Source organism: Alcanivorax sp. HI0083 (assembly GCF_001635175.1).
Window position 1 is genome coordinate 1 of sequence record NZ_LWFX01001405.1, and the last position, 2,182, is coordinate 2,182.

Consider the following 2,182-nt stretch of genomic DNA (forward strand, 5'->3'; position numbering starts at 1 on the left):
GGGCTCGGATACCGTTCAAGTTTTGAGAGAAATGCTGGCGGGACCTATCTACATCACAGGCTCAGGGCCTCAGGTCGAATACGGGTTGCCCGCCAGCAGTGGCGGAAGGGTAGCAAATCCTTCCGCCGGAGAGACACAAGGTCGAATTAGCCGAAGGCGTAATCCGACAGCCGACCTGGCAATCGAGCCTACCGATGTGCCGGATTACGCCTTTCAGGCTCTCTGTGCCCTTGGGTGAATTCGACCTACGAGAGCGTTTGCGCTCCGTGGGTCTTAATCTTTCCAGGGCAATGTATAGGGCAGGGTGCCGAGCTGGCTGTTTAGCGGTTGCTCGTCCTTGAACAGCACACCGTCAGTATCGCGGCGCAGTACCACCAGTGCGCTGTGCCCGGCATGATTGCGGGCGCTGCTGACCACTTCACCGGCAGCCTTGCCGTCGCTGTTGCGAAGCGTCTCGCCGGGTGCCAGGTCCACCTCGGCGGTGTAATCAATGCGCTGCATGCGCTGCTTGAGTTTGCCCTTGAAGTGCATGCGCGCGACCACTTCCTGGCCGGTGTAGCAGCCTTTCTTGAAATTCACCCCGGCGGTGACGTCGTAGTTGAGTACCTGGGGCAGAAACAGGTCTTCTGCGCCGGGATAGACCATGCCTTCGCCCGCGTCGATGTCGGCTTGCCGCCAGCCGTTGGCATTGGTGGCGGTACGGTCCTGAACGAGCACGGTCCAGACGGATTCGGCCTGTTCGGTGTCGGTGATCAGCAGGGCGTGATCCGTATTGGGGTAACGCAACCAGAGGCCCTGGCCGTTACGTCCGCTCTGGCCGGGTTCGGGCGAGGTGGCAGGCAAGGCGCCGCTCAGCCCTATTATCACCGCCTGCTCGTCGACCTGAAATTCCACCTTGGCGCGCAGACGGTACTTCATCAGCGACTTGATCACCGCCTCGCTTTGCCCGGCGGGGCAGAGCATCAGGTAGTCATCACCGTCTCGCACGATGCGTACGCTGACCAGCCCGCGGCCTTTCAGGCTCAGGTGCATGCCGGTGAGGTGGCTGCCGTTATCCACTTCGTGCAGGTCGCAGGAAAGCTGGCCTTGCAGGTAATGGCCGGCCTCGTCGCCGTGGGCGCGGATGACGGCCAGGTGGTCGCATTGACTCAATGTCGCTGCATTATCCGTCGCGGCGTGGTCGGCCAGGGATTGGGCGGCAATAAACTCGGACCAGCTCATGGGGCTCCTGTCATCGTAGCGTGTGACTTGGTGTGCGACTCCGGGGGAGTCGAGAAATCATCAGGCATGATAGATAATGCGCGCACAGCCTGAAAGCCATAGGTGGTAATTGGCGCAAGACGCCGGAGTTTCTGATCAGGATAGTGCAGAAATGAGTAATGAAGACCTGAAACGTAAATATCGCTGGCAGTGCCGTCGGGGCGCGTCGGAAGTGGAGGTGGTGCTGTATGGCTACCTGGATAATCACTTCGATGCGGAACCGGCGGAGCGCCAGGCCCAGTTCGCTACCTTGCTGGCCTGTGAGGATGCGGACATGTTCGAGTGGTTTACCTACCGCAGTGAGCCTGCGGACCCGCAGTTAAACGAGTATGTGCGCCATGTCCTCGGCCTGGTCTCCGCGAAGAAAGGTTGAGCTCGCCGCTTCCCGCTATCCGGCGCGCCTGCGCTGGTTGGCGGCGTTGCTGGTGGTGCCGGCCATTGTGCTGTCGCAATTGCCGGGCTGGGCCATGTTGCTGTTGCTCGGGGCGCTGGTCGTGTTGGTGCGGGGCTGGCGCCTTCCCCAGCCGGTGGCATTGGAACTGCACGCGCAGACGTTGACGGTAACGGGCCAGCACACTCAGGTGATGGAGCGCCCTCTGCGGGTTATTCGCCATGGCCCCTGGCTGGCTATGCAAACGCCGAAGGGCTGGTTGCATGTGTTCGAGGACCAGGCGCCGGTGGCAAAGTTGCAGCCGTTTTATCAGTGGTTATGGACGAACAGGAAACACAGTTGACAGTTGATAGTGGACAGTTAACAGCTAAAAGCCGCGATTAATGGAGTGCCCCCGATTTAGTAGACACCTAATGATTAAACGGTCGCAGCATAGGCACTGGGGGAAACTCCTCCCAGTGCCATGTGCCGACGCACATTGGGATAGTACTGGTCCGTATAGTAACGAACTTCGCTCGCCATTTCGTCTCG

3 protein-coding genes are annotated in these 2,182 nt (G+C 60.1%); 2 read left to right on the top strand and 1 reads right to left on the bottom strand.

From position 1 onward, the window contains the following. Positions 1 to 273: 273 nt before the first annotated feature. Positions 274 to 1,221 carry a folate-binding protein YgfZ gene (locus A3754_RS21290; protein ID WP_063521269.1) on the bottom strand — a complete coding sequence of 316 codons (948 nt, stop codon included), beginning with the start codon at positions 1,219 to 1,221 and terminating at the stop codon, positions 274 to 276. Positions 1,222 to 1,372: 151 nt separating this feature from the next. Between A3754_RS21290 and A3754_RS21295 the strand changes: the two genes are divergently transcribed. Together A3754_RS21295 and A3754_RS21300 are read left to right on the top strand one after the other, a co-directional pair. After that, positions 1,373 to 1,633 carry a succinate dehydrogenase assembly factor 2 gene (locus A3754_RS21295; RefSeq protein ID WP_063521270.1) on the top strand — a complete coding sequence of 87 codons (261 nt, stop codon included), beginning with the start codon at positions 1,373 to 1,375 and terminating at the stop codon, positions 1,631 to 1,633. Next, positions 1,599 to 1,994, top strand: coding sequence for a hypothetical protein (locus tag A3754_RS21300; RefSeq protein WP_231880729.1), 396 nt, complete (start codon positions 1,599 to 1,601; stop codon positions 1,992 to 1,994). Before A3754_RS21295 ends, A3754_RS21300 begins: the two co-directional genes overlap by 35 nt. Positions 1,995 to 2,182 lie beyond the last annotated feature (188 nt).

Bases quoted from the DNA above. Each gene is read 5' to 3' on its own strand.
- A3754_RS21300 (WP_231880729.1), top strand. From the start codon at position 1,599: ATGTCCTCGGCCTGGTCTCCGCGAAGAAAGGTTGAGCTCGCCGCTTCC.
- A3754_RS21290 (WP_063521269.1), bottom strand. From the start codon at position 1,221: ATGAGCTGGTCCGAGTTTATTGCCGCCCAATCCCTGGCCGACCACGCC.
- A3754_RS21295 (WP_063521270.1), top strand. From the start codon at position 1,373: ATGAGTAATGAAGACCTGAAACGTAAATATCGCTGGCAGTGCCGTCGG.